We start from the raw sequence: 24013 nt of genomic DNA, 5'->3' as shown, positions 1-24013 counted from the left end.
CCCGATTCCCGCCCGGCCCCACAGGGCTCGTGCCGCCGCTTCGCCCGCCTCCTGAACACGTGGAGCGGTCCGCTTCTGATCACGTGGAGCAGTCCGCGGCACTTCGCCACAGCGCGCATCGTTACCATGCGTGGACGCACAACCGACGACCACTGACGACGAGGGACGGGCGAACGCGTGGCCGAGGCGGCAGACTTCCCGGGGACGAGCCCCTCACCTGCCCGCCGGTGGCTGCGGCGCACCGCAGCACTGCTGGTGGGTACCCCATTGCTGGCCGGCCTCCTGCAGGCCCCGGCAGGGCCCGTGGCGCAGGCCGCCGTGCCGAGCACGCAGACCGGCACGGCCGTGGCGGGCGCGAAGGCCGACGCCACCGGCTCCCGTACCGTCGACGTGTCCCTGGACTCGCTCACCCCCACCGCCCCCGGTGAGGGCGACACACTCACCGTTTCGGGCACGGTCACCAACAACGGCAAACAGACGGTGACCGGCGCCCAGGTCGGACTGCGTGTCGGCACGCCCCTCAGCAGTCGCAGCGCCATCGACAGCGCGGCGAAGCGCACGGGCTTCCAGCCGGGAGGCGAGGGCAGGGAGATCGGCGGGAAGTACGTCGAGAAGATCTCCAGGCTCGCACCGGGCGTGCGGCAGGACTTCAGCATCTCCGTACCGGTGAAGGCGCTGTCCCTCGGCGCCGACGGCGTCTACCAGCTGGGTGTCGCCCTCACCGGGCAGAGCGCCGCCCAGCCCTACCCGCAGGTGCTCGGCATCGAGCGCACCTTCCTGCCGTGGCAGCCCGACGCCGCCGGCACGAAGACGAAGACCACGTATCTGTGGCCGCTCACCACCTCCACCCACCTCACGGCGAAGACCGGGTCCGACGACCAGCAGACGCCCGTCTTCAAGAACGACGACCTGGCCGACGAGCTCGCCCCGGGCGGACGCCTGGAGCAGCTCCTGTCCCTCGGCAGCCGCCACGACGTCACGTGGGTCATCGATCCGGACCTGCTCGCCTCGGTCGAGGCCATGACGAAGAGCTACCGGATCGAGAACCCCGACGGGAAGACGAGCAGGGCGGGCAAGCACCAGTCCGTCGCCAATCAGTGGCTCAACGACCTCCAGGCCGCCGTCAAGGGCAAGAAGGTCGTCGCGCTGCCCTTCGCCGACCCCGACCTGGCGTCCCTCGCCCACACCGGCAAGGCGGTCGGTGGCTCTCTCGGGCACCTGAAGGAAGCCACCGAGGTGGGCGCCAAGACGGTGACGACGATCTTGCAGGTGAAACCGACGACGGACTTCGCGTGGCCCGCCGACGGGGCGGTCGATCCCTCGATCGTCGATGTCGCCACCTCCGCGGGCGCTCATACGGTGATCGCCCGCAGCGACAGCCTTCGTGAGACCGGCGGTCTGTCGTACTCGCCGACCGCAGCCCGGCCCATCGGCGGCGGAACGACCGCCGTGGTGGCCGACTCCCGTCTCTCCACGGCTTTCCAGGGGGACATGACGGACGCCGGGAACTCCACGCTCGCCGTCCAGGAGTTCCTCGCCCAGAGCCTCATGATCAACCTGCAGGACCCGGACAACCAGCGGAGCATCGTCGTCGCGCCGCAGCGCATGCCCTCCGCCAGCCAGGCCCAGGCCATGGAGAAGGCGCTGAGCGCCCTCTCCGACGGAAAGTGGTCGCAGCCCGAGAGCCTGACCGCCGCCGCCAAGGCCAAGCCTGATCCGCAGGCGACCACCCAGGTTCCGTCGGCCGGGGCGTACCCCGCCTCGCTGCGCAAGCAGGAGCTGCCGCGGAAGTCCTTCGTGACCATCCAGGCCACCCAGGACCAGCTGGAGAGCTTCCAGGTGATCCTCACCGAGAAGGACCGCGTGGTCACCCCCTTCGGGCGCGCCATAGACCGGGGGATGTCGACGTCCTGGCGCGGTCGCGCGGCGGAGGCGGCGGCCTATCAGGACAGCGTCAAGGGCTATCTGCGAAGTCTCACCAAGCAGGTGTCCCTGATCCAGAGGTCCGACGCGAAGCTGTCCGGCCGCAGCGCCACCATCCCCGTGTCGGTGCAGAACAACCTCGTGCAGGGCGTCGACCATCTCGTCCTGCGGCTGTACTCGCAGAACCCCACGCGTCTGAAGATCGGCGACGGGCAGTTCGAAGAGAAGCCGATCAAGATCGCGGGCGGCCACTCCCAGTCCGTGAAGTTCACGACCACCGCCAACGCCAACGGTCCCGTCCCTGTGTACGCGCGGCTCTATACGGAGGACGGCAAGCCCTACGGAGACGTCGTGCGCTTCGACGTCAACGTCACCGAAGTCACCCTCACCGTGATGCTGGTCATCGCGGGCGGTCTCCTGCTGCTCGTGCTCGCCGGGTTCCGGATGTACACCCAGCGCAAGCGGGCGGCCCGCAAGCTGGCCCAGGAGGGCCCGGGCCAGGAACCGGAGCAGGGATCGGACGACGGCCCGGAGGCGGGCCCCGACGGCGAGTCCGGCAGCGGGCCCGGGACGGACGACCCCGAGCAGCCGAGTGACCCGACACCGGACACCGCTCCCGAAAGCACCGACCCGTCGGACACGGGTGAGAGAGTGGACCGTTGAGCGATGTCGTGGCCGGTGGGCCCGGGGACGATGAGGTGGGGTAACCATGAACGCGCCGTACGACGGTGACCGTGGCCAGGGCGCGGGCGGTTCCGCCTCGTCCGAGGGCCCGCCGCCCGGCTCCCCCGAGCACGGGCAGGTGCCGCCGCAGCCGGCGCCGGACGTGTATCTCCAGGACGCCTATGACCAGGATCCCTACCGGGCGCAGGACCTCTCCGCCCAGGATCCGGTGACCGAGGCGCTCTACGACCGTGCGGCGCACCCCCCGCCGCCGCCCGGGACCTATCAGCAGCAGCCGCTCTACGCCCAGCCGCCCACCCCGGAGCACGCCCCCGACCCGCGCGTGTGGGCCCAGCCCCCGGCTCCCGAGCCGGAGGGGCCGACCCGGCATCTCCCCTACGGCGACGATGCCCGCACGACGCAGTTCGTGGGCGTCGACGACCTGGTCACCCAGGCCGGCGAGGAGTACCACGAGCCGGACGCCTTCGCTCACCTCTTCCGCGACCAGCAGGCCGGTGGGTACGGTCAGCAGAGCGCCTACCAGCAGGACGAGTACCAGCAGGGTGGCTATCAGCAGGGCGGCTACCAACAAGGCCAGTACCCGCAGGACCAGCACCCGCAGGGCGAGTACCAGCAAGGCGGCTACCCCCAAGGCACCGGCTACCCCCAGGGAAACGCCTACCAGCAGGACCATGGCTATCAGCAGGGGGACGGCTACCAGCAGCCCACCGACGGCGGCTATCCGCCCGCCGTCGAGCAGCCGCTCGTGCCGGGCCCGGCGGCCGCCCCTGCGCCCGCTCCCGCCCAGGCACCCGCGCCTGCGCCCGCGCCCGCTGCCAAGTCCGGCGGCCGCGCGGCGAGCCTGCTGAAGTCCAGCGCACTCATGGCCGCGGGCACACTGGTCTCGCGGCTCACCGGCTTCATCCGCTCCGCCCTGATCGTCTCGGCGCTCGGCGTCGGTCTGCTCGGCGACACCTTCCAGGTCGTCTACCAGATCCCCACGATGATCTACATCCTCACCGTGGGCGGCGGCCTCAACTCGGTGTTCGTGCCGCAGCTGGTGCGCTCCATGAAGGAGGACGAGGACGGCGGCGAGGCGTACGCCAATCGCTTGCTGACGCTCGTCACGGTGGCGCTCGCCGCGCTCACCGTCCTCGGCATCGTGCTGGCCCCGCAACTCGTGCGGGTGATGTCCGTTCCCGTCGCCAACAACGCGGCGGCGACCGACGTCGGCACCACCCTGCTGCGCTACTTCCTGCCCTCGATCTTCTTCATGGGCATCCACGTGGTGATGGGCCAGATCCTCAACGTCCGCGGCAGGTTCGGCGCGATGATGTGGACGCCGGTCCTGAACAACATCGTCATCATCGCCACGCTCGGCATGTTCATCTGGGTCTACGGGACGGCGGAGACGTCCGGCATGGCCGTGCAGAGCATCCCGCCGGAGGCCGAGCGCCTCCTCGGCGTCGGTGTCCTCCTCGGTCTCGTCGTACAGGCCCTGGCGATGATCCCGTACCTGCGCGAGACCGGTTTCAAGCTCCGTCCGCGCTTCGACTGGAAGGGCCACGGCCTGGGCAAGGCCGCCAAGCTCGCCAAGTGGACGATCCTGTTCGTGCTGGCGAACCAGGCGGGCGCCCTCGTCGTCACCCAGCTGGCCACCGCCGCCACGGTCGACCAGCCCGAGACGGGCGGCATCGGTTTCGCGGCCTACGCCAACGCCCAGCTCATCTGGGGGCTCCCGCAGGCCATCATCACGGTCTCCCTGATGGCGGCGCTGCTGCCGAGGCTGGCCCGCTCCGCGAACGACGGGGACACCGGCTCCGTCCGTGACGACATCTCCCAGGGACTGCGCACGACGGCTGTCGCGATCGTGCCGATCGCCTTCGGGTTCGTCGCGCTCGGCATCCCGATGTGCACCCTGATCTTCGGCTCCTCGGGCAGCCCGCAGGCCACGAACATGGGCTTCATGCTGATGGCCTTCGGCCTCGGCCTGATCCCCTACTCCGTGCAGTACGTCGTGCTGCGTGCCTTCTACGCCTACGAGGACACGCGGACGCCGTTCTACAACACGGTCATCGTCGCCGCCGTGAACGCCGCCGCCTCCGCGGCCTGCTACTTCGTTCTGCCGACCCGCTGGGCCGTCACCGGCATGGCGGCCGTCTACGGCCTCGCGTACGCCATCGGCGTGGGTGTCGCCTGGCGCCGGCTGCGGAAGCGGCTCGGCGGCGACCTGGACGGCTCTCGCGTCCTGCGTACGTACGCCAGGCTCGGTATCGCCTCGCTGCCCGCGGCGCTGCTCGGCGGCGGTGCCGCGTACGCGGTCACGCAGGGGCTCGGACAGGGCGTGGTCGGCTCGCTGGCCGCACTGATCGCGGGCGGTGCCGTACTGCTCGGTGTCTACTTCATCGCCGCCAAGCGCATGCGTATCGAGGAGCTCAACTCCATGGTCGGAATGGTCCGCGGCCGTCTCGGTCGGTGAGATCAGCAGGTTCGCACAACCATCGCCGGCCACCGTGTGTCGTGCATAGCGCCGGACTGTGGGCACAATTGGCTTTGGCGTCTGACGAAGCGCAATGGATGGGGAGGCAGGAACGACGGTGGCGGAACGGAGCACGGCTGCCGTCGACGTGGCAGACAACAGCGGTGACGAGCCGCTGACCGCCAAGGCGGAGCAGCCCACGGCCGACGGGGAGGCCCAGACCCGGGAGCGGGACACGGCAGCAGACGAAGAGGCGGCGGAGACAGACAGGTCCACGAGCCCTAAGGCGTCCTCACCCCCAGAACTGCACAGTGGCCACAAGCTCGCCAGACGCTATCGGCTCGAAGAGTGCGTCACCCGTCTGGACGGTTTCAGCAGTTGGCGTGCGGTCGACGAGAAGTTGCGCCGCGCTGTCGGCGTGCATCTTCTGCCCGCCGACCACCCGCGGGCCCGCTCGGTCCTCGCGGCGGCCCGTTCCTCGGCGCTGCTCGGCGACCCGCGCTTCGTACAGGTACTGGACGCCGTCGAGGAGAACGAACTCGTCTACGTCGTCCACGAGTGGCTCCCGGACGCCACAGAGCTCACCGCGCTCCTCGCGGCGAGCCCGCTTGAGGCACACGACGCCTACCAGCTCGTCAGCCAGGTCTCCCAGGCCATGGCCGCCGCGCACCGTGAGGGCCTCGCGCACCTGCGGCTCACCCCGAGCGCCGTGCTGCGCACCTCCACGGGCCAGTACCGCATCCGCGGCCTCGCCGTGAACGCCGCGCTGCGCGGCATCAGCTCCGAGACCCCGCAGCGCACGGACACGGAGGCGATCGGCGCTCTCCTGTACGCCGCCCTGACCCAGCGCTGGCCGTACGAGAACGACGCGTACGGCCTCTCCGGGCTGCCCAAGGGCGTCGGGCTCATCGCGCCCGACCAGGTGCGCGCAGGCGTCCACCGGGGCCTGTCGGAGCTCGCCATGCGCGCGCTCGTCAACGACGGCGCGACCGCTTCACGCCAGGAACCTCCGTGCACGACGCCGGAGGAGCTGGTGAAGGCCATCGGTGAGATGCCCCGCATCCGCCCGCCTGAGCCCGCGTTCACCGCGCCGCCCGAGTACCAGCGCACCACCTACCAGCAGGGCACGTACGGCCGCCCCGCGGCCCACCCGGGGATCACTCAGCCCGTGCCCACCCCGCCGCCCCCGCTGCAGAGCCGTACCGGCAGGGCCCTCAAGTGGGGTGTCTCCGCGCTGCTCATCGCCGCGCTCGGCCTCGGCAGCTGGCAGCTGGCGGACGCCCTGATGGACCGCGAGAAGTCCAGCGACCCGGGCAAGACGAACACCACGACGGGTGGTGACAAGGGACAGCCCCAGCCCAAGAAGCCGGTCAGCATCAAGAACGGCCAGGAGCTCGTCCTGGAGGGCAACGCCCAGGACCCGGAGAACGTCCCGCACACCTTCGACAAGGACCGCGCCTCGCTCTGGCGCACGAAGACCTTCAAGGAGGGGCCGCGGCTCGCCCCGTTCAAGCCCGGTGTCGGTATCGTCTACGACCTCGGCTCGGAGCAGGAGGTCTCCGAGGCGTCGGTGTCCCTTCTGTACGGGGGCGACCGCACCACGGTCTCGCTGTACGCCACGGATTCGCTGTCCCCCTCGACGGACATCGCGTCCATGAAGAAGATCGGCACGGCCACCACGTCCGGCACCACCGTGAAGATCAAGGGCAAGAAGGCCGTGAAGTCGCAGTTCGTGCTCCTCTGGGTGACCGAAGTCCCGAACTCCGGCGTCGACGGGTACTACGGGGCGGGGTACAAGCAAGCCATCAAGGACGTGCAGCTCAAGGGCTGAGGGATCGGCCCGCCACAGCTCACCGGGGGAGGGGGTTCGACGGTGGACAGCGCCGCGCACGGTGACCTGAGCGATCAGGACCTCCTCGCCGCTCATGTCGCCGGCGACAAGGACGCCTTCGGCGAGCTGGTGCGGCGCCACCGCGACCGACTGTGGGCCGTCGCGCTGCGCACCCTCGGAGACCGCGAGGAGGCCGCTGACGCGGTGCAGGACGCCTTGGTCTCCGCCTACCGCGCGGCGCACACGTTCCGGGGTCAGTCCGCGGTGACGACGTGGCTGCACCGCATCACCGTGAACGCCTGCCTCGACAGAGCGCGCAAGGCGGCCTCCCGCAAGACCTCACCGATCGACGACACCGAGCGCCTTGAGCAGCTCCTGGAGCCCGAGGAGTCGGCCGCGGCTCCGGTCGAGCGGCGCGACCTCCACCGGGAGCTCCTGGAGGCTCTCGGCACCCTTCCCCACGACCAACGCGCCGCTCTCGTGCTGGTCGACATGCAGGGTTACCCGGTGGCCGAGGCCGCCCGCGTCCTCGACATCCCCACGGGCACGGTCAAGAGCCGCTGCGCGCGCGGCAGAGCCAGACTGCTGCCGTTGCTCACTCATCTGCGGACGGGCCCGCCTCCCGGCGACGAGGACCGCGGCGCCGAAGAGGGGAGTAAGAAGCCCGGCCGGGGAAGGAACCGGACGCAGGGGACATCCGTCCCACCGGCAGCAGGGCCACGGGACGCAGGACCAAGCGATTCAACTGCCGTGAAGGGCGGAGGTGGGCGAGCGTGACAACCGCGACCGACTCGGCGGGCGGGCACCCGGACGTCGCCGAGATCTCCGATCTGACCGAAGGCCTGCTCCCCCCTGCGCGCACGAGCGACGTGCGACGGCACCTGGACAGCTGTGAGCTCTGTGCCGACGTCTACGCCTCCCTGGAGGAGATCCGGGGCATGCTCGGTACGCTGCCGGGTCCTCCGCGCATGCCGGACGACGTCGCCGGACGCATCGACGCGGCGCTCGCCGCCGAAGCGCTGCTGGACTCCACCAGCCCCGAAGGACTTCCTTCTGAGGACACGGTGTCCGAGTCCGTGAGCGTCGCTGCTTCTTCGTCCACTGGCCACTCGGCGGCCGCCGCCGCGCGTGTTTCACGTGAAACAACGTCCGCCTCCAGCCCGTCAGGGGCCACGGACCGCCCCGCAGGACATTCCCGTGCGGCCACCGGCCCGGGGCGCGGCAGCCGCCTGCGTCCCACACGTCGACGCACCACGGTGCTCGGCGCCGTCTTCACCGCGGCCGCCATCGGCCTCGGCACTCTGCTGATCCAGACCATGGGCGGCGACTCCGGAGGGACGGCCGGAACGCCCCCGGACCGACGGGACACGGCGAACTCCTTCTCCGAAGGACAGCTTGAGGGCCGCGTCGCGGATCTCCTCAAGAAGAACTCCGTCAAGGAGACCGGCGGGATCGACACCCGCTCCAGCCCACAGTCCCCCAAGAAGACCTCTCCGCTGCGGGCGGCCCAGGTGCCGGACTGTATCCAGCGCGGCATCGGGACCAAGACACCACTCGCCGCCGAAGAGGGCTCGTACGAGGGCAAGCGTGCCTACCTCGTCGTCGTGCCCCATGACTCGGACAGCACCAAGGTGTCGGCGTACGTCGTCGACGCCGCCTGCGTGGGCAAATCCTCACCCGCCGCGGGCAAGGTCCTCGCGACGCACGCCTACCCGCAGGGCTGACGCCACGGCCGACGGTCCTGTGGCCCATGGCACTCCTCGTCCTGACACACTTCCGTGCGCTCGGACACGTCCGGGAATGCAAGCCCCGTAGGATCCGTTGGGTGGGGTGAGAGTCCTGAGACAGGCACCCGCAGCAGTACGCAGCAGTCCCCAGAGACGAGGAATCAAGCCGTGACCGACGTCCGTAACGTGATCATCATCGGCTCCGGGCCCGCCGGCTACACGGCGGCGCTCTACACCGCGCGCGCGTCGCTGAAGCCGCTGGTGTTCGAGGGCGCCGTCACCGCCGGCGGTGCGCTGATGAACACCACCGAGGTGGAGAACTTCCCGGGCTTCCAGGACGGTGTCATGGGCCCCGAGCTCATGGACAACATGCGGGCCCAGGCCGAGCGCTTCGGTGCCGAGCTCGTCCCCGACGACGTCGTCGCTGTCGACCTCACCGGTGAGATCAAGACCGTGACGGACACCGCCGGCACCGTGCACCACGCGAAGACCGTCATCGTCACCACCGGCTCCCAGCACCGCAAGCTCGGCCTGCCGAACGAGGACGCCCTCTCCGGACGCGGCGTCTCCTGGTGCGCCACCTGCGACGGGTTCTTCTTCAAGGACCAGGACATCGCCGTGATCGGCGGCGGCGACACCGCGATGGAGGAGGCCACCTTCCTCTCGCGCTTCGCCAAGTCCGTCACGATCGTGCACCGCCGCGACACTCTGCGTGCCTCCAAGGCGATGCAGGACCGCGCCTTCGCCGACCCGAAGATCAAGTTCGTCTGGGACAGCGAGGTCGCCGAGATCAAGGGCGAGCAGAAGCTCTCCGGCCTGACGCTGCGCAACCTGAAGACCGGCGAGACGTCCGACCTGCCGGTGACGGGCCTGTTCATCGCGATCGGCCACGACCCGCGCACGGAGCTCTTCAAGGGCCAGCTGCAGCTGGACGACGAGGGCTACCTGAAGGTCGACGCGCCCTCCACCCGGACGAACCTGACCGGTGTCTTCGGCGCCGGCGACGTGGTCGACCACACGTACCGTCAGGCGATCACGGCGGCGGGCACCGGCTGCTCCGCCGCTCTCGACGCCGAGCGCTTCCTGGCGGCGCTGTCCGACGCCGAGGCCCCCGAGCCCGAGAAGACGCCGACCGCCAGCGTCTGATCTTTACTTCGACCCGCCCCACCCCGAGAAATGAGGAGCCGCAGTGGCCGGCAACCTGAAGAACGTGACGGACGACTCCTTTGAGGAAGACGTCCTGAAGAGCGACAAGCCCGTACTGGTGGACTTCTGGGCCGACTGGTGCGGCCCGTGCCGCCAGATCGCCCCCTCCCTGGAGGCCATCGCGGAGGAGTACGGCGACAAGATCGAGATCGTCAAGCTCAACATCGACCAGAACCCCGGCACAGCCGCCAAGTACGGCGTCATGTCGATCCCGACCTTGAACGTCTACAAGGGCGGCGAGGTCGCCAAGACCATCGTCGGCGCCAAGCCGAAGGCGGCCATCGTGAGGGACCTGGAGGACTTCATCGCCGAGTAGTCAGTGGCGATGTTTCACGTGAAACACGAATGGACCAGTCCCCGAGGGGCTGGTCCATTCGCCTTTCAGCGGCCGGATACTCGGCGATTCACATCACGCGACAGCTGTCCCCTCAAGCTCGACCAGCTGACCCGGGATCGCCAGCCGCGTCACCCCGAGCATCGTGGTGGTCGGCGCCACCCCGGCGGCTCCCAGCCGCCCTGCCAGCACGTCGTAGTGCTGGAAGAGCAGATCGACATCGGTCGTGTAGACGTTCAGCCGGACGATGTTCGCGAGCGACATGCCGGCTTCACTGAGCACCGCCTCCAGGTTGTCGGCGCTCAGCGCCAACTGTGCCGCCATGTCGCCCTCATGCTGAGGCTTGCCCTCGTCGCTCATCGCGGTCTGCCCCGAGATGAACAGCGTCCGGGTATGCCCTGAGACGACTTCACCCTGGTTGAACCCCATCTCGACCGACCACGTCACCGGGTTGATCGCCGTTCGTTCCATTGCCACGTCAGCTCCATTCGCATCACGGGGGTACGTACGGCCATCGGCTCATCAGCCGCCGGCTTCGACGTCGTGGCACAGAGCCTCGCAACAATTCACGACATCCTTGGTCACGTATTTCGATAACGTTCCCGCATGCGCGCCGACCGGTTGGTCTCGCTGGTGCTGCTGCTGCGTCAGCGAGGTCGGCTGACGGCGGACACACTCGCCCGCGAGCTGGAGGTATCCACCCGCACCGTGCTGCGCGATATCGAGGCGCTGTCCACGGCCGGTGTCCCGGTCTACGCCGAACGCGGCCGACACGGCGGTTTCGCGTTGTCGCCCGGCTTCCGGACCGAACTCACCGGCCTGAACCACGACGAGGCCCTTGCTCTGCTGACCGCCGGTTCGGGGCGCGGCGAGCAGGTGTTCGGCCTCAGCTCGGCGCTCGCCTCGGCCATGCGGAAGGTGGTCGACGCACTGCCCGAAAGCCACCGGGCCACCGCGAGCGACGCGGCCCAACGATTCCTCGTGGACCCCGAGACCGACCTGCTCTCCCGCCGGCTGGCCTCCGAAGAGGTGGTCGACAGCGCGATGATCGAAGTGCGGCGTGCGGTGCTCGCAGGGCGCAAGCTGCGCATCCACTACGCGGCCACGGGCCAGGCGCCACAATGGCGCACGGTGGACCCGATCGGCCTGGTCACCGTTCGCGACCGGGCCTACCTGCTGGCCACGAGAGCCGGCGCGGACCGCACCTACCGCCTGACGCGGGTACTGGCCGCCGAGGCACTCTCCGAGGCGGCGCAGCGACCGGCCCAGGTCGACCTGGACAGGATCTGGCGGGAACGCTCCGCGCAGTTCCTCTCGGACAGCGCCCACATCACCGTGTTGGTGCGGGTGGACCCGGCGCGACGCGAGGAGTTGCTGGACACCGCGCTGGCCGTCCGCGCGGAAGAACCCGACGCAGACGGCCGACTGCGGCTGCAGGTGACCTACCAGGACTCACGACATGCCGAATGGGCGCTGTGGCAACTCGGCACGGACGCGGAAGCCCTGGCCCCGGAGTCAGTGCGCGCGTCCCTGCGCGACCGCGCAGCCGCGATGGCCGCCCACTACGGAGAATCGTCCTGAGGACAGCGTCCCGAGGCCCCTCGTGGGCCCCCACCCCCGGATCCTCGGTTCACAGCGGCCGGAGCGCCGGCTCTTTCTGCACTGCTCCCAGCAGCCGGTCGAGCGCCAGCTCGACGTCTTCCTTCCAGGAGAGCGTCGTACGCAGTTCGAGCCTCAGCCTCGGATAGGAGGGGTGTGGGCGGACCGTCTTGAAGCCCACCGCCAGAAGGTGCTCCGCGGGCAGCACACACGCCGGCTTCTCCCACCGCGCGTCCCCGAAGGCCTCGATCGCCTTGAACCCTCTGCGCAGCAGATCCTTCGCCACGGTCTGCACGATCACCCGCCCAAGCCCCTGTCCTTGGTAGCCGGGCATGATCCACGCTGTCATCAGCTGAACGGCATCCGGCGACACGGGGCTCGTGGGGAACGCCGTGGAGCGGGGGACGTAGGCCGGGGGTGCGTAGAGCACGAAGCCCACCGGTACGTCGTCCACGTAGACGACCCGGCCGCAGGAGCCCCACTCCAGGAGGACGGCGGAGATCCACGCCTCCTTCTCCAGGTCGGGAGTTCCTGCCTTTACCGCCGCTTCGCCACTGACCGGGTCCAACTCCCAGAAGACGCAGGTCCTGCAACGCTTGGGAAGGTCCGGGAGGTTGTCCAGTGTGAGCGGTACGAGCCGACGCCCCATGAAGGCGGTTCCTCACTTCCATCGGCCGCCGCACTACGGGCGGCTGTCAGCGCGCTGCGTTCCTTGAGCAGGCTGCCGACGAAGCCGCCGACCGCTCCCAGCCCGAGGCCCGCTGTCATCAGTCCGGTGCGGCTCATCGATCGCATGGCCCCCGCCTCCCCAATGAGGTGCCGCCAGGTGGATGCGCCATACCTGAACGCATCGTATCCACGATGAGATTGCATCGAAACCGCCAGAAAGCAAAGAGCGGGCCGTGTTCCGGTACAGACCGGACACGGCCCGCTTTCGCGGCGCTGCTGTCCCTGTGGGTCAGGCCTTGTCGTCCTCGGAGGCTTCGTCCGAATCGTCTTCGGCCAGCCCGTTCTTCAGGACCGGGCCCTCGCCCGGAGCCAGCGTGCTGAGGATGCGCTCCAGGTCCTCAAGAGAGGCGAAGTCAACGACGATCTTCCCCTTCTTCTGGCCCAGGTCCACCCTCACCCGGGTCTCGAACCGGTCGGAGAGCCGGGTGGCGAGGGTGCTCAGCGCCGGCGACAGCCGGGCACCGGCGCGCGGTCCCTTCGCCTTCGGAGCGCGCTGCGGCCGCGAACCCATCAGGGTCACGATCTCCTCGACGGCACGCACCGAGAGCCCTTCGGCCACGATCCGGTGGGCGAGGCGGTCCTGCTCCTCCGAGTCCTCGACGGAGAGCAGCGCTCGGGCGTGCCCCGCGGAGAGGACTCCGGCCGCGACCCGGTTCTGCACCGTCGGCGAAAGCTTCAGCAGACGCAGGGTGTTGGAGACCTGCGGGCGGGACCGGCCGATGCGGTCCGCCAGCTGGTCGTGCGTGCAGTTGAAGTCCTTGAGTAGCTGGTCGTAGGCGGCGGCCTCTTCCAGCGGGTTCAGCTGGGCGCGGTGCAGGTTCTCCAGCAGCGCGTCCAGGAGGAGCTTCTCGTCGTCCGTGGCCCGCACGATGGCGGGGATGCGCTCCAGGCCCGCCTCACGGCAGGCCCGCCAGCGCCGCTCGCCCATGATGAGCTCGTAGCGTGCGGGGCCCAGCTGCCGTACGACGACCGGCTGGAGAAGGCCGACCTCCTTGATGGAGGTCACCAGCTCGGCGAGAGCGTCCTCGTCGAAGACCACGCGCGGCTGCTGCGGGTTGGGGGAGATGGAGTCGAGCGGCAGCTCGGCGAAGTACGCGCCGGCCACTGACTGGTTCTCCGGCGTCTCCGCGGCTTGCTGTGGCGGCTCCACTGTTTCACGTGAAACAGGGCTCTGCGGGAGTGCCGTCACCTTCGCGGCCGCCACGCCTCGCTCGGCGGTCAGCACCGGCACCGCCGAGGGAGACGTGGAGGCTCCGCTCGTGCTCTGCGGGGGCTGCTTCTCCGTCGGGGCCGCAGGGATCAAGGCACCGAGGCCTCGCCCCAGTCCTCTGCGTCGCTCGCTCACTGCATCCCCTCCGTCATGCTGTGCTGGTCGTTCTGAGCGCCCATGTGGGCGTGCTGGACGTCGTAGCGCACTCCGACTCCGCGCAGCGCGATCTCGCGTGCTGCTTCGAAGTACGAGAGGGCACCGCTCGATCCTGGATCGTAGGTGAGCACCGTCTGGCCGTAACTCGGGGCCTCGGAGATACGGACCGACCGCGGGATGCTCGTCCGCAGGACCTCGTCGCCGAAGTGGTTGCGCACCTCGTCCGCCACCTGGGAGGCGAGCCGGGTCCTGCCGTCGTACATGGTCAGCAGGATCGTCGACACGTGCAGGTTCGGGTTGAGGTGTCCCCGCACCAGGTCGACGTTGCGCAGGAGCTGGCCGAGTCCTTCCAGTGCGTAGTACTCGCACTGGATGGGGATCAGCACCTCCGCGCCGGCCACCATGGCGTTGACTGTCAGCAGGCCGAGCGACGGCGGGCAGTCGATGAGGATGTAGTCCAGCGGCTGCTCGTATGCCTGGATAGCCCGCTGCAGTCGGCTCTCCCGTGCCACCAGCGACACGAGCTCGATCTCCGCACCGGCGAGATCGATGGTCGCTGGGGCGCAGAAGAGACCCTCCACGTCGGGGACCGGCTGGACGACCCCGGCGAGCGGCTTGCTCTCGACCAGTACGTCGTAGATGGACGGCACCTCGGCGTGGTGGTCGATACCGAGCGCTGTCGAGGCGTTGCCCTGTGGGTCGAGGTCGATCACCAGGACGCGTGCGCCGTGCAGGGCGAGCGAGGCGGCGAGATTGACGGTCGTCGTCGTCTTGCCCACCCCGCCCTTCTGGTTGGCGACCACCATGACGCGGGTCTGCTCGGGGCGGGGCAGGCCCTCGCCTGCGCGGCCGAGTGCTTCCACCGCAAGTTGGGCAGCACGACCGATGGGTGTGTCGTCCATCGGGGTCGGTGTTTCACGTGAAACATCCTCCCCCGCCGATTCGGTACGGGGACCGGGGACCGGATCGGTCATCGGTCCCGCGATGTTGGCGTCGGACCGCAACGATTCACTCTCCTCGACATCAGGCTCGCAATGAACAGAGCCTCCCATGCTTTGAGGGTCATGAACCAGCGAGGCCCGGTCTTCTGTGGATGAATCCACCTCTGTGGACAACTCCGTGCCCTTATCGAGGGAACCGAGTGGTCGACGGTCGCGAGGTTCCGCAGCGCGGCCGCGATTGATGATGCCATGCAGCAGTGAGCGACGTTTCACGTGAAACACGATGCACGGAAGCCGGGGTGCCGCTGGTGCGACACCCCGGTATGCGTACGTTTGACAGCTTTTGTGGAGTACGGCTCGTCGTCAGGACGGATCAATGACGGCACGAACACATGGCCGTGAAGGCTCAGCGGCGCCGGCGCGTGCGTCCGGTGCGAGCGGCCTTGGCGCGCTTCGCCGCGAAGCGCACACCGCCGGGGCTCTCCCCGACCTCGACCCGTACGACGGTGGACAGCGGGTCCACCACTCCCTCACCGACGTGCAGCACGGAGGTGTCCACGGCGCCGAGCTTGCTCAGGGCGGCGCCTGCCGCCTTGACCTCTTCCTCTGCGGTGTCTCCCTTGAGGAGCAGCATCTCTCCGTACGGGCGCAGCAGCGGGACGCCCCAGGCCGCCAGGCGGTCCAGCGGAGCCACGGCCCGCGCGGTCACCACGTGGACGGGAGGAAGCTTGCCGAGCACTTCCTCGGCCCGGCCTCGCACGACCGTCACATGGTCGAGACCGAGCAGTTCGACGACTTCGGTGAGGAAGTTCGTGCGCCGCAGCAACGGCTCAAGGAGCGTGATCTTCAGGTCCGGCCGGACGAGGGCCAGCGGGATGCCCGGCAGCCCGGCACCGGAGCCGACATCGCACACCGTGACGCCTTCAGGCACGACCTCGGACAGCACGGCGCAGTTCAGCAGGTGCCGCTCCCACAGCCGCGGCACTTCGCGGGGACCGATCAGGCCGCGCTGGACGCCCGCGTCGGCCAGCAGTTCCGCGTACCGGACCGCGTCCGAGAAGCGATCACCGAATACCGTCCGGGCTTCTTCCGGCGCCGGGGGGAGCTCCGCTGCCTCCGTCACGGGGACCGTCCTTCCGTACCGCACTGGGGTGGCTGTCTGTCGGTGGCTGTTCATCAGGCTGACAAAGACCGGCCCCGCCTGCGAACAGACGGGGCCGGAAAACGCTGGGGCGCGATCAGGCGGGGAGTACGACGACGAAGCGCTGCGGCTCCTCGCCCTCGGACTCGCTGCGCAGGCCGGCGGCCTTGACCGCGTCGTGCACGACCTTGCGCTCGAACGGCGTCATCGGCTCAAGCCTGGCCGGTTCACCGCTGCTCTTCACCTCGGCCGCGGCCTTGGCGCCCAGCTCCGAGAGCTCCTCGCGCTTCTTGGCGCGGTAGCCACCGATGTCCAGCATCAGGCGGCTGCGGTCACCGGTCTCACGGTGCACGGCGAGACGCGTGAGCTCCTGGAGGGCCTCCAGAACCTCACCGTCACGGCCGACCAGCTTCTGCAGGTCACGGCTGCCGCTGTCGCTGATGATCGACACAGCGGCACGGTCGGCCTCGACATCCATGTCGATGTCGCCATCGAGGTCGGCGATGTCCAGCAGACCCTCAAGGTAGTCCGCCGCGATCTCCCCCTCCTGCTCAAGGCGGGTGAGGGTGTCGCCGGCCTCAGCTGCGGCGGAGGTGGTGGTGCCTTCCGTCACGGGATGGGCTCCTTCTACTTCTTGGAGGACGGGTGCTTGGGCCGCTGCTGGCCCTTGCGCTGCTGTCCCGACTTGGCACGGCTGCGCTGACCGGAGCCGGGCTTGTTGCCCTGCTTGTTGTTGCCACCGGCCTGCTTGGTCTGGGGGGAGGCGCCGGAGTCACCTGCGGGCTCGGCCGCGGTTTTCTCCAGCGACGTCTTCGCGTCGGCGGGCTCCTCCGCCTTGGTGGCGCCGCCCGCGGCCTGCGTGGGGGCTGCCTGACGCTTGGACTTGCTCTGGCGCTTGGGCTGCTGCCGCTTCGGGGCGCCGCCGGGAGTGCCGTCCTCGGTCTCGGTGACGACGGAGGTGTCACTCTCCACCACGGTGCCGTCGGCCTGAGCCGCGAGACCTGCCTTGGTCAGACCGTTGATGAACTTCCGCTCGAACTCGTTGCGGTCCCGGCCCTTGGCGACGATCGCCTTGATCACGTTCGTGTTGCCGCGCCCGCGCACCTTCTTGTTGTGCGTGACCTGCTTCTGCAGGCGCTCCAGGAAGGCGGCCTGGGCCTTGGAGCCCGGGGTGGGGTTCCTGCGGATCACGAACATCTGCTGGCCCATGGTCCACACGTTGGTGGTCAGCCAGTAGACGAGGACACCCACGGGGAAGTTGATGCCGAAGATGGCGAACATGATCGGGAAGACGTACATCAGCATCTTCTGCTGCTGCATGAACGGCGTCTTGACCGTGGTGTCGACGTTCTTCGTCATCAGCTGGCGCTGGGTGAAGAACTGCGAGGCCGACATCAGGACGATCATGAGGGCGGTGACGACGCGGACGTCGGTCAGCGTGGCACCGAGCGAGGCGACCTTGTCGGCGCTGTCCATGAACTTCGCGGCCAGCGGGGCCCCGAAGATGTGCGCCTTACGCGCGCTCTCCAGGAGCGGGCCGTCGATGACGCCGATCTCCTTGCCCGTCGCGATGCCGTTGAGCACGTGGTACAGGGCGAAGAAGAACGGCGACTGCGCCAGGATGGGAAGGCACGAGGAGAGCGGGTTGGTACCCGACTCCTTGTACAGCTTCATCATCTCTTCGGACTGGCGCTGCTTGTCGCTCTTGTAGCGCTCCTGGATCTTCTTCATCTCGGGCTGCAGCGTCTGCATCGCCCGAGTGGCCTTGATCTGCTTCACGAAGAGCGGGATCAGGCAGATCCGGATCAGGATCACCAGGGACACGATGGACAGGCCCCAGGCCCAGCCCGTGTCGGGGCCGAAGAGCTTCCCGTACACCGAGTGGAACTGGACGATGACCCACGAGACTGGTGTCGTGATAAAGCTGAAGAGACTGGCAATCGTGTCCACTAATCAGGCTCCTTGAGCATGGGACGGGGTCTCGGTCTCGGCGGCCGACCCCGGGGGGATCTCCCCGGTCGGCGCGCTTGCGGCGGAGGGCCCGCCCTTGCGTTCGCGCCAGGCGGCGCGCAGCATCTCGTGCCACCGCGGACGCTTGCGCGGCGGAACATGGTCGACACCACCGAGCGACCACGGATTGCACCGCAGGATGCGCCAGCCGGTGAGCGCCGTTCCCTTGATCGCACCGTGCCGGTCGATGGCCAGGTAGCCGTAACGGGAACACGATGGGTAGTACTTGCACACCGGGCCCAGAAGCGGACTGATCGTCCACTGGTACAGCTTGATCAGAGCCAGCAGCGGGTACTTCATCGCGCGCCCCCTCCCAGCAGCCGCTGCAAGGCGGCGTCCAGGTCTCGGGCCAGCTGTGCATGGTCGGCGTCACCCGCTCCGGGCAGCGCTCGTACTACTACCAGGCTACCGGGGGGCACCAGGGCCAACCGGTCGCGCATGAGGTGACGGAGTCTGCGCTTCACGGTGTTGCGTACGACCGCTCCACCCACGGCCTTGCTCACGACGAAACCCGCACGTGTCGGGGGAAGGTTCTCCCCTGGCACGTGCGGGTCCGTTGCACCGCTACGTAGATGGACGACGAGAAGCGGGCGTCCGGCCCGGCGTCCTCGGCGTACCGCGGTCGCGAAGTCTTCGCGCCGCCTCAGCCGATGCTCGGTAGGCAGCACGACGTCATGACCTGATCGAGATCAGGCGGACAGGCGGGCGCGACCCTTGCCACGGCGGGACGCGAGAATCGCGCGGCCGGCACGGGTGCGCATGCGCAGCCGGAAGCCGTGGGTCTTGGCGCGACGACGGTTGTTCGGCTGGAAGGTGCGCTTGCTCACTCGGGGGCTCCAGAAATGATTCGTTGGTGGCGGGACATCGCCTGGCTGTCACCGTGCGCCCACGAGAAGCTCGCGAATACGCACCGAGTGCACCGCTTCACAATCACAGATCGTGATCTTTGCCCATCGGAGGCAGGCGGCAGCAGCCATCGACAACTCGACCTGGTCACGGTACGCGGGGCTACGCCATCCGGTCAAACCGGCCAACGAGGGGAGACACTGTGCACAGCCTGTGGACAACAACTTGAACCGCAGCCGTCGCCCTGACTACCGTGACGGAACTCCGATTCGTTCCCTTCCCCCTCCCCATCCCGATTTCCGTCCCGCGAACCACACGTTCGTGGGACCCCGTGAGAGAGCGTGCCCTGTGGCTGACGTACCTGCCGATCTTGCCGCAGTGTGGCCACGAGTTCTGGAACATCTGCTGGGTGAGGGCCGCGGGCAGGGAGTCGAGGCGAAGGACGAGCGGTGGCTCCGGAGCTGCCAGCCCCTGGCGCTCGTGGCCGACACCGCCCTGCTCGCCGTTCCGAACGAATTCGCCAAGGGCGTACTGGAAGGCCGCCTGGCCCCGGTGGTCAGCGAGACGCTGAGCCGCGAATGCGGACGCCCGATCCGCATCGCCATCACCGTCGACGACTCCGTGGGTGAACCCGCGGGCCCGCCGACGCCGCCCATGCAGCACCAGCACACACAGCAACAGCACAACCACCAGCAGCAGCGCTACGAAGAGCCCGAGCTGCCGCCCACCTCCGGCCAGGGGCGTGAGACGTACGAGAACTACGGCCGTCGCCCCGCGGACGAACACCAGGGCGACTCCCGGTCCGACCAGCTGCCGACCGCGCGCCCGGCCTACCCGGAGTACCAGCGCCCGGGCCCCGGCGCCTGGCCGCAGCCGCAGGACGACTACGGCTGGCAGCAGCCGCGGCTCGCCTACCCCGACCGTGATCCGTACGCGAACCCGGTCCAGCAGCCGCAGCACGACTACCGCTCGCAGCCTCCGCAGGACCGTTCGCCGTACGAGCAGCGGCGTCCCGAGCCGCAGGACCGGCGCGAGCGCCACGACATGTCCGAGCCGCCCGGCGGGCCGCGCGGCGGCGGCGTCCACCGGGGCGGTCCTGTCGGCCCCACCTCGTCGAGCGGCGCCCCCGGGCCGCTGGCCGCGCAGCCGGCGCCCGCCACGGGCCCCGGTGAGCCCACCGCGCGCCTCAACCCGAAGTACCTCTTCGACACCTTCGTCATCGGCGCGTCGAACCGTTTCGCACACGCGGCCGCGGTCGCTGTCGCGGAGGCGCCCGCGAAGGCGTACAACCCCCTCTTCATCTACGGGGAGTCGGGTCTCGGCAAAACGCATCTGCTGCACGCGATCGGGCACTACGCCCGCAGCCTGTACCCCGGCACGCGCGTGCGCTACGTGAGCTCGGAGGAGTTCACGAACGAGTTCATCAACTCCATCCGCGACGGCAAGGGCGACAGCTTCCGCAAGCGCTACCGCGAGATGGACATCCTGCTCGTCGACGACATCCAGTTCCTCGCGGACAAGGAGTCGACGCAGGAGGAGTTCTTCCACACCTTCAACACGCTCCACAACGCGAACAAGCAGATCGTGCTCTCCAGTGACCGGCCGCCCAAGCAGCTGGTCACCCTTGAGGACCGGCTGCGCAACCGCTTCGAGTGGGGTCTGATCACCGACGTCCAGCCGCCGGAGCTGGAGACGCGTATCGCGATCCTCCGTAAGAAGGCGGTGCAGGAGCAGCTCAACGCCCCCCCGGAGGTCCTGGAGTTCATCGCCTCGCGCATCTCGCGGAACATCCGTGAGCTGGAGGGCGCGCTGATCCGGGTCACCGCGTTCGCGTCGCTCAATCGGCAGCCCGTGGACCTGGGTCTCACGGAGATCGTCCTCAAGGACCTCATCCCCGGCGGTGAGGACGCGGCTCCGGAGATCACCGCGCCGGCCATCATGGCGGCGACGGCCGACTACTTCGGGCTGACGGTGGACGACCTGTGCGGATCCTCGCGCAGCCGCGTGCTGGTGACGGCGCGCCAGATCGCCATGTACCTGTGCCGGGAGCTGACCGACCTCTCCTTGCCGAAGATCGGGGCGCAGTTCGGCGGCCGCGACCACACGACGGTCATGCACGCGGACCGCAAGATCCGCGCGCTGATGGCTGAGCGACGCTCGATCTACAACCAAGTCACCGAGCTCACGAACCGCATCAAGAACGGCTGACAGCCTCTGTAGAACGTCGCTGAGGGCGCTCCAGGACTCCTCCTGGGGCGCCTTTTTGATGTCGGCACGCGTGCATGCGGTTCTTCGCTGTTCGATTTCCCCTGATCAGGCGGCTGTTCTCCACAGATCTGCCGACTTTTTCCCTTCCACACCCTGGGGAGGGGGAAGTTGTCCAGACACTGTCCACAGGGGGCGCTGCTGAGAGATCATCAGTCCAGGTCAGGTGTCTGTGGATTCGTGGACGGAGACTGTCCACAGGCTGTGGAGGAAAATCTCGTCCACAGGGTGTGCATGGAGTTGTCCACCGGCGGCCCACAGGCTCGGGGTCGTTGTCCCCAGCTTTCCCCAGCTTCTCCACACGCCTGTCCACTGTTCGGCAACGTGACGCGCCTTCTCACCGGGTCGAGTGAAAGGCGTCACACCAAGGTGGTCGGTTGGCCTGTGGGGAAGCTGGGTAAAGCTGGGGACAGCGCTGGGGAGAAGTGGCCCCTGCCTGTGCACCGGGTGTGCAGAACTTTCGCCCGTCCACAGAAACACCTGGTTGTCCACCGGTGCCGCCCACAGGGTCAGTGGATAAAAAACCGGGCCTGACCAGCGCTTTCGCGGTTATCCACGGTTTCCACAGCCCCTACTACTACTCCCAACTAGAGAGACCGGGGAAATGGTTTCGAAGCTGGGGCTGTGCACAACTCTCGCTCCGGAGCTCCGACACCGCTCGGCACGACTTGACCCCGACAGGCACCGACTGTCAGTGCAGTGCGTCAGACTGGTCCCCGGTGTCCTTCCCACGGCATGGCTGAGAGACACCGAGTCAGACGACGAGGGCCACAGGCCCAGCGGGCGAGAGCAGCCAGCAACAGCAGGAGGGCGGCTTAGGTGAAGATCCGGGTTGAACGCGACGTACTCGCGGAGGCGGTGGCCTGGGCGGCGCGCAGCCTCCCGGCCCGGCCGCCTGCGCCCGTCCTCGCAGGCCTGCTGCTGAAGGCCGAGGAAGGCGCACTGAGCCTGTCGAGCTTCGACTACGAGGTCTCGGCACGCGTCTCGGTGGACGCCGAGATCGACGAGGAAGGCACCGTCCTCGTGTCGGGCCGGCTGCTCGCGGACATCTGCCGCGCCCTCCCCAACCGCCCGGTGGAGATCTCCACAGACGGTGTACGGGCGACGGTCGTCTGCGGCTCCTCGCGCTTCACACTCCACACGCTTCCTGTGGAGGAGTACCCCGCGCTGCCGCAGATGCCGACCGCCACGGGCACCGTCCCCGGTGAGGTCTTCGCCTCCGCCGCCTCCCAGGTGGCCATCGCCGCAGGCCGCGACGACACGCTGCCGGTGCTGACCGGTGTGCGCATCGAGATCGAGGGCGACACGGTCACCCTGGCCTCCACCGACCGCTACCGCTTCGCGGTCCGTGAGTTCCTGTGGAAGCCGGAGAACCCCGAGGCGTCCGCGGTGGCCCTGGTGCCCGCCAAGACGCTCCTGGACACCGCCAAGGCCCTCACGAGCGGCGACACGGTCACCCTGGCCCTGTCCGGCTCGGGTGCCGGCGAGGGCCTCATCGGCTTCGAGGGCGCCGGTCGGCGTACGACGACGCGTCTCCTTGAGGGCGACCTGCCGAAGTACCGCACGCTGTTCCCCACCGAGTTCAACTCGGTCGCGGTGATCGAAACCGCCCCCTTCGTAGAGGCCGTCAAGCGTGTGGCCCTGGTGGCCGAGCGCAACACTCCGGTGCGGCTCAGCTTCGAGCAGGGCGTGCTGATCCTGGAGGCGGGCTCCAGCGACGACGCACAGGCTGTGGAAAGGGTCGACGCCCAGCTGGACGGCGACGACATCTCCATCGCCTTCAACCCGACGTTCCTGCTCGACGGTCTGAGCGCCATCGACTCGCCGGTCGCCCAGCTCTCCTTCACCACGTCGACGAAGCCCGCGCTGCTGAGCGGCAAGCCGGCCGTGGACGCCGAGGCGGACGAGGCCTACAAGTACCTGATCATGCCTGTACGTCTGAGCGGCTGAGCCCACAGGTGTGAGCGTGCGTCCGGGCGTAGGCTCGGACGCAGGTACGAAAGTGCCGTAACGCCACCTCGCTAGTGAAGGAACCTCTGATGGAGCTCGGTCTCGTCGGCCTCGGCAAGATGGGCGGCAACATGCGCGAGCGCATCCGCCGCGCAGGTCACACCGTCATCGGATACGACCGCAACCCGGACCTCGCGGATGTCCCCAGCCTCGAAGAGCTTGTGGGCAAACTCAAGGGCCCGCGAGTGGTGTGGGTGATGGTCCCGGCAGGGGCCGCGACCCAGTCCACCATCGACGAACTCTCCGAGCTGCTGCAGCCCGGTGACGTCGTCGTGGACGGCGGAAACTCCCGCTGGACCGACGACGAGAAGCACGCCGAGGAACTGAAGGCCAAGGGCATCGGCTTCGTCGACTGCGGCGTCTCCGGCGGCGTCTGGGGCCTCAAGAACGGCTACGCCCTGATGTACGGCGGCGACAAGGACGACGTCGCCAAGGTGCAGCCCATCTTCGACGCCCTGAAGCCCGAGGGCGACTTCGGCTCCGTGCACGCGGGCAAGGTCGGAGCGGGCCACTTCGCGAAGATGGTCCACAACGGCATCGAGTACGCCATGATGCAGGCCTACGCCGAGGGCTGGGAGCTCCTGGAGAAGGTCGACTCGGTCACGGACGTCCGTGAGGTCTTCCGCTCCTGGCAGGAGGGCACGGTCATCCGTTCCTGGCTGCTCGACCTCGCGGTCAACGCCCTGGACGACGACGAGCACCTGGAGAAGCTGCGCGGCTTCGCACAGGACTCCGGAGAGGGCCGGTGGACGGTGGAGGCCGCCATCGACAACGCCGTGCCGCTGCCCGCGATCACGGCCTCGCTCTTCGCCCGGTTCGCCTCGCGCCAGGACGACTCGCCGCAGATGAAGATGATCGCCGCGCTGCGCAACCAGTTCGGCGGCCACGCGGTGGAGTCCAAGAGCGAGCACTGATCCACAGCCTGTGCGCAACCGCAGCCGTT

At 68.8% G+C, this 24013-nt stretch carries 21 protein-coding genes; 11 read left to right on the top strand and 10 right to left on the bottom strand.

What is annotated here, in order from left to right:
- The first annotated feature begins 177 nt into the window (after positions 1 to 177).
- From AB0H82_RS03435 to trxA, 7 genes are all read left to right on the top strand, one after another.
- Positions 178 to 2586 (top strand): DUF6049 family protein, encoded by a 2409-nt coding sequence (locus tag AB0H82_RS03435; protein WP_362988265.1) that lies wholly within the window; start codon positions 178 to 180, stop codon positions 2584 to 2586.
- Between the two features lie 46 nt (positions 2587 to 2632).
- Positions 2633 to 5065 (top strand): murein biosynthesis integral membrane protein MurJ, encoded by a 2433-nt coding sequence (gene murJ / locus AB0H82_RS03430; RefSeq protein ID WP_362988263.1) that lies wholly within the window; start codon positions 2633 to 2635, stop codon positions 5063 to 5065.
- A 118-nt stretch (positions 5066 to 5183) separates the two neighbouring features.
- A complete protein-coding gene (locus tag AB0H82_RS03425) occupies positions 5184 to 6896 on the top strand; it encodes a protein kinase family protein (protein ID WP_362988261.1) in 1713 nt (570 codons plus the stop codon).
- 42 nt (positions 6897 to 6938) lie between these two features.
- Positions 6939 to 7673 carry an RNA polymerase sigma factor SigM gene (gene sigM, locus AB0H82_RS03420; RefSeq protein WP_362988259.1) on the top strand — a complete coding sequence of 245 codons (735 nt, stop codon included), beginning with the start codon at positions 6939 to 6941 and terminating at the stop codon, positions 7671 to 7673.
- Complete coding sequence (locus AB0H82_RS03415) at positions 7670 to 8620, top strand: hypothetical protein (RefSeq protein ID WP_362988257.1); 951 nt, start codon at positions 7670 to 7672, stop codon at positions 8618 to 8620. The genes sigM and AB0H82_RS03415 overlap by 4 nt, the downstream gene beginning before the upstream one ends.
- A 171-nt stretch (positions 8621 to 8791) precedes the next feature.
- On the top strand, positions 8792 to 9769 hold the full coding sequence (trxB, locus tag AB0H82_RS03410; RefSeq protein WP_362988255.1) for a thioredoxin-disulfide reductase: 978 nt from the start codon (positions 8792 to 8794) through the stop codon (positions 9767 to 9769).
- A gap of 43 nt (positions 9770 to 9812) precedes the next feature.
- On the top strand, positions 9813 to 10145 hold the full coding sequence (trxA, locus tag AB0H82_RS03405) for a thioredoxin (protein WP_362988253.1): 333 nt from the start codon (positions 9813 to 9815) through the stop codon (positions 10143 to 10145).
- 93 nt (positions 10146 to 10238) lie between these two features.
- Here trxA and AB0H82_RS03400 read toward each other — a convergent pair whose 3' ends face one another.
- On the bottom strand, positions 10239 to 10634 hold the full coding sequence (locus AB0H82_RS03400) for a RidA family protein (protein ID WP_362988322.1): 396 nt from the start codon (positions 10632 to 10634) through the stop codon (positions 10239 to 10241).
- 135 nt (positions 10635 to 10769) lie between these two features.
- On the opposite strand from AB0H82_RS03400, the gene AB0H82_RS03395 reads away from it, so the two are divergent.
- Positions 10770 to 11744 (top strand): WYL domain-containing protein, encoded by a 975-nt coding sequence (locus AB0H82_RS03395; RefSeq protein ID WP_362988251.1) that lies wholly within the window; start codon positions 10770 to 10772, stop codon positions 11742 to 11744.
- A 49-nt stretch (positions 11745 to 11793) separates the two neighbouring features.
- Here the strand turns inward: AB0H82_RS03395 and AB0H82_RS03390 are convergent, their stop codons facing one another.
- The 9 genes from AB0H82_RS03390 to rpmH form a co-directional block, all read right to left on the bottom strand.
- Positions 11794 to 12411 carry a GNAT family N-acetyltransferase gene (locus tag AB0H82_RS03390; RefSeq protein ID WP_362988249.1) on the bottom strand — a complete coding sequence of 206 codons (618 nt, stop codon included), beginning with the start codon at positions 12409 to 12411 and terminating at the stop codon, positions 11794 to 11796.
- Positions 12412 to 12720: 309 nt separating this feature from the next.
- On the bottom strand, positions 12721 to 13836 hold the full coding sequence (locus AB0H82_RS03385) for a ParB/RepB/Spo0J family partition protein (protein WP_362988247.1): 1116 nt from the start codon (positions 13834 to 13836) through the stop codon (positions 12721 to 12723).
- Complete coding sequence (locus tag AB0H82_RS03380; protein ID WP_362988245.1) at positions 13833 to 14909, bottom strand: ParA family protein; 1077 nt, start codon at positions 14907 to 14909, stop codon at positions 13833 to 13835. Before AB0H82_RS03380 ends, AB0H82_RS03385 begins: the two co-directional genes overlap by 4 nt.
- A gap of 295 nt (positions 14910 to 15204) precedes the next feature.
- A complete protein-coding gene (rsmG, locus tag AB0H82_RS03375) occupies positions 15205 to 15921 on the bottom strand; it encodes a 16S rRNA (guanine(527)-N(7))-methyltransferase RsmG (RefSeq protein WP_362988243.1) in 717 nt (238 codons plus the stop codon).
- Between the two features lie 115 nt (positions 15922 to 16036).
- Positions 16037 to 16552 (bottom strand): R3H domain-containing nucleic acid-binding protein, encoded by a 516-nt coding sequence (locus AB0H82_RS03370; RefSeq protein WP_362988241.1) that lies wholly within the window; start codon positions 16550 to 16552, stop codon positions 16037 to 16039.
- A 14-nt stretch (positions 16553 to 16566) separates the two neighbouring features.
- Positions 16567 to 17889: a membrane protein insertase YidC gene (yidC, locus tag AB0H82_RS03365; protein WP_362988239.1), complete on the bottom strand. Its 1323-nt coding sequence runs from the start codon at positions 17887 to 17889 to the stop codon at positions 16567 to 16569.
- Positions 17890 to 17892: 3 nt separating this feature from the next.
- Complete coding sequence (gene yidD, locus AB0H82_RS03360; RefSeq protein WP_362988237.1) at positions 17893 to 18249, bottom strand: membrane protein insertion efficiency factor YidD; 357 nt, start codon at positions 18247 to 18249, stop codon at positions 17893 to 17895.
- Positions 18246 to 18617: a ribonuclease P protein component gene (gene rnpA / locus AB0H82_RS03355; RefSeq protein WP_362988235.1), complete on the bottom strand. Its 372-nt coding sequence runs from the start codon at positions 18615 to 18617 to the stop codon at positions 18246 to 18248. Before rnpA ends, yidD begins: the two co-directional genes overlap by 4 nt.
- Positions 18618 to 18638: 21 nt before the next feature.
- Positions 18639 to 18776: a 50S ribosomal protein L34 gene (rpmH, locus tag AB0H82_RS03350; RefSeq protein ID WP_003949374.1), complete on the bottom strand. Its 138-nt coding sequence runs from the start codon at positions 18774 to 18776 to the stop codon at positions 18639 to 18641.
- A gap of 367 nt (positions 18777 to 19143) precedes the next feature.
- Between rpmH and dnaA the strand changes: the two genes are divergently transcribed.
- The 3 genes from dnaA to gnd all read left to right on the top strand — a co-directional run bounded on the left by dnaA (position 19144) and on the right by gnd (position 23984).
- Complete coding sequence (dnaA, locus tag AB0H82_RS03345) at positions 19144 to 21003, top strand: chromosomal replication initiator protein DnaA (protein ID WP_362988233.1); 1860 nt, start codon at positions 19144 to 19146, stop codon at positions 21001 to 21003.
- 876 nt (positions 21004 to 21879) lie between these two features.
- Complete coding sequence (dnaN, locus tag AB0H82_RS03340) at positions 21880 to 23010, top strand: DNA polymerase III subunit beta (protein WP_150169944.1); 1131 nt, start codon at positions 21880 to 21882, stop codon at positions 23008 to 23010.
- An 89-nt stretch (positions 23011 to 23099) separates the two neighbouring features.
- Positions 23100 to 23984 (top strand): phosphogluconate dehydrogenase (NAD(+)-dependent, decarboxylating), encoded by an 885-nt coding sequence (gene gnd / locus AB0H82_RS03335; protein ID WP_223775665.1) that lies wholly within the window; start codon positions 23100 to 23102, stop codon positions 23982 to 23984.
- Positions 23985 to 24013 lie beyond the last annotated feature (29 nt).

The sequence above is a fragment of the Streptomyces sp. NPDC050732 genome (genome assembly GCF_040654255.1).
In the GTDB taxonomy this organism is placed as follows: Bacteria; Actinomycetota; Actinomycetes; order Streptomycetales; family Streptomycetaceae; genus Streptomyces.
The sequence above is the reverse complement of the archived record's forward strand: the minus strand, read 5'-3'. Positions and strand labels throughout refer to the sequence as shown.

Excerpts from the sequence above, each read along its gene's own strand:
- AB0H82_RS03380 (WP_362988245.1), bottom strand. The coding sequence starts at position 14,909 with ATGGGAGGCTCTGTTCATTGCGAGCCTGATGTCGAGGAGAGTGAATCG.
- yidD (WP_362988237.1), bottom strand. The coding sequence starts at position 18,249 with ATGAAGTACCCGCTGCTGGCTCTGATCAAGCTGTACCAGTGGACGATC.
- AB0H82_RS03395 (WP_362988251.1), top strand. The coding sequence starts at position 10,770 with ATGCGCGCCGACCGGTTGGTCTCGCTGGTGCTGCTGCTGCGTCAGCGA.
- AB0H82_RS03390 (WP_362988249.1), bottom strand. The coding sequence starts at position 12,411 with ATGGGGCGTCGGCTCGTACCGCTCACACTGGACAACCTCCCGGACCTT.
- murJ (WP_362988263.1), top strand. The coding sequence starts at position 2,633 with ATGAACGCGCCGTACGACGGTGACCGTGGCCAGGGCGCGGGCGGTTCC.
- gnd (WP_223775665.1), top strand. The coding sequence starts at position 23,100 with ATGGAGCTCGGTCTCGTCGGCCTCGGCAAGATGGGCGGCAACATGCGC.
- AB0H82_RS03400 (WP_362988322.1), bottom strand. The coding sequence starts at position 10,634 with ATGGAACGAACGGCGATCAACCCGGTGACGTGGTCGGTCGAGATGGGG.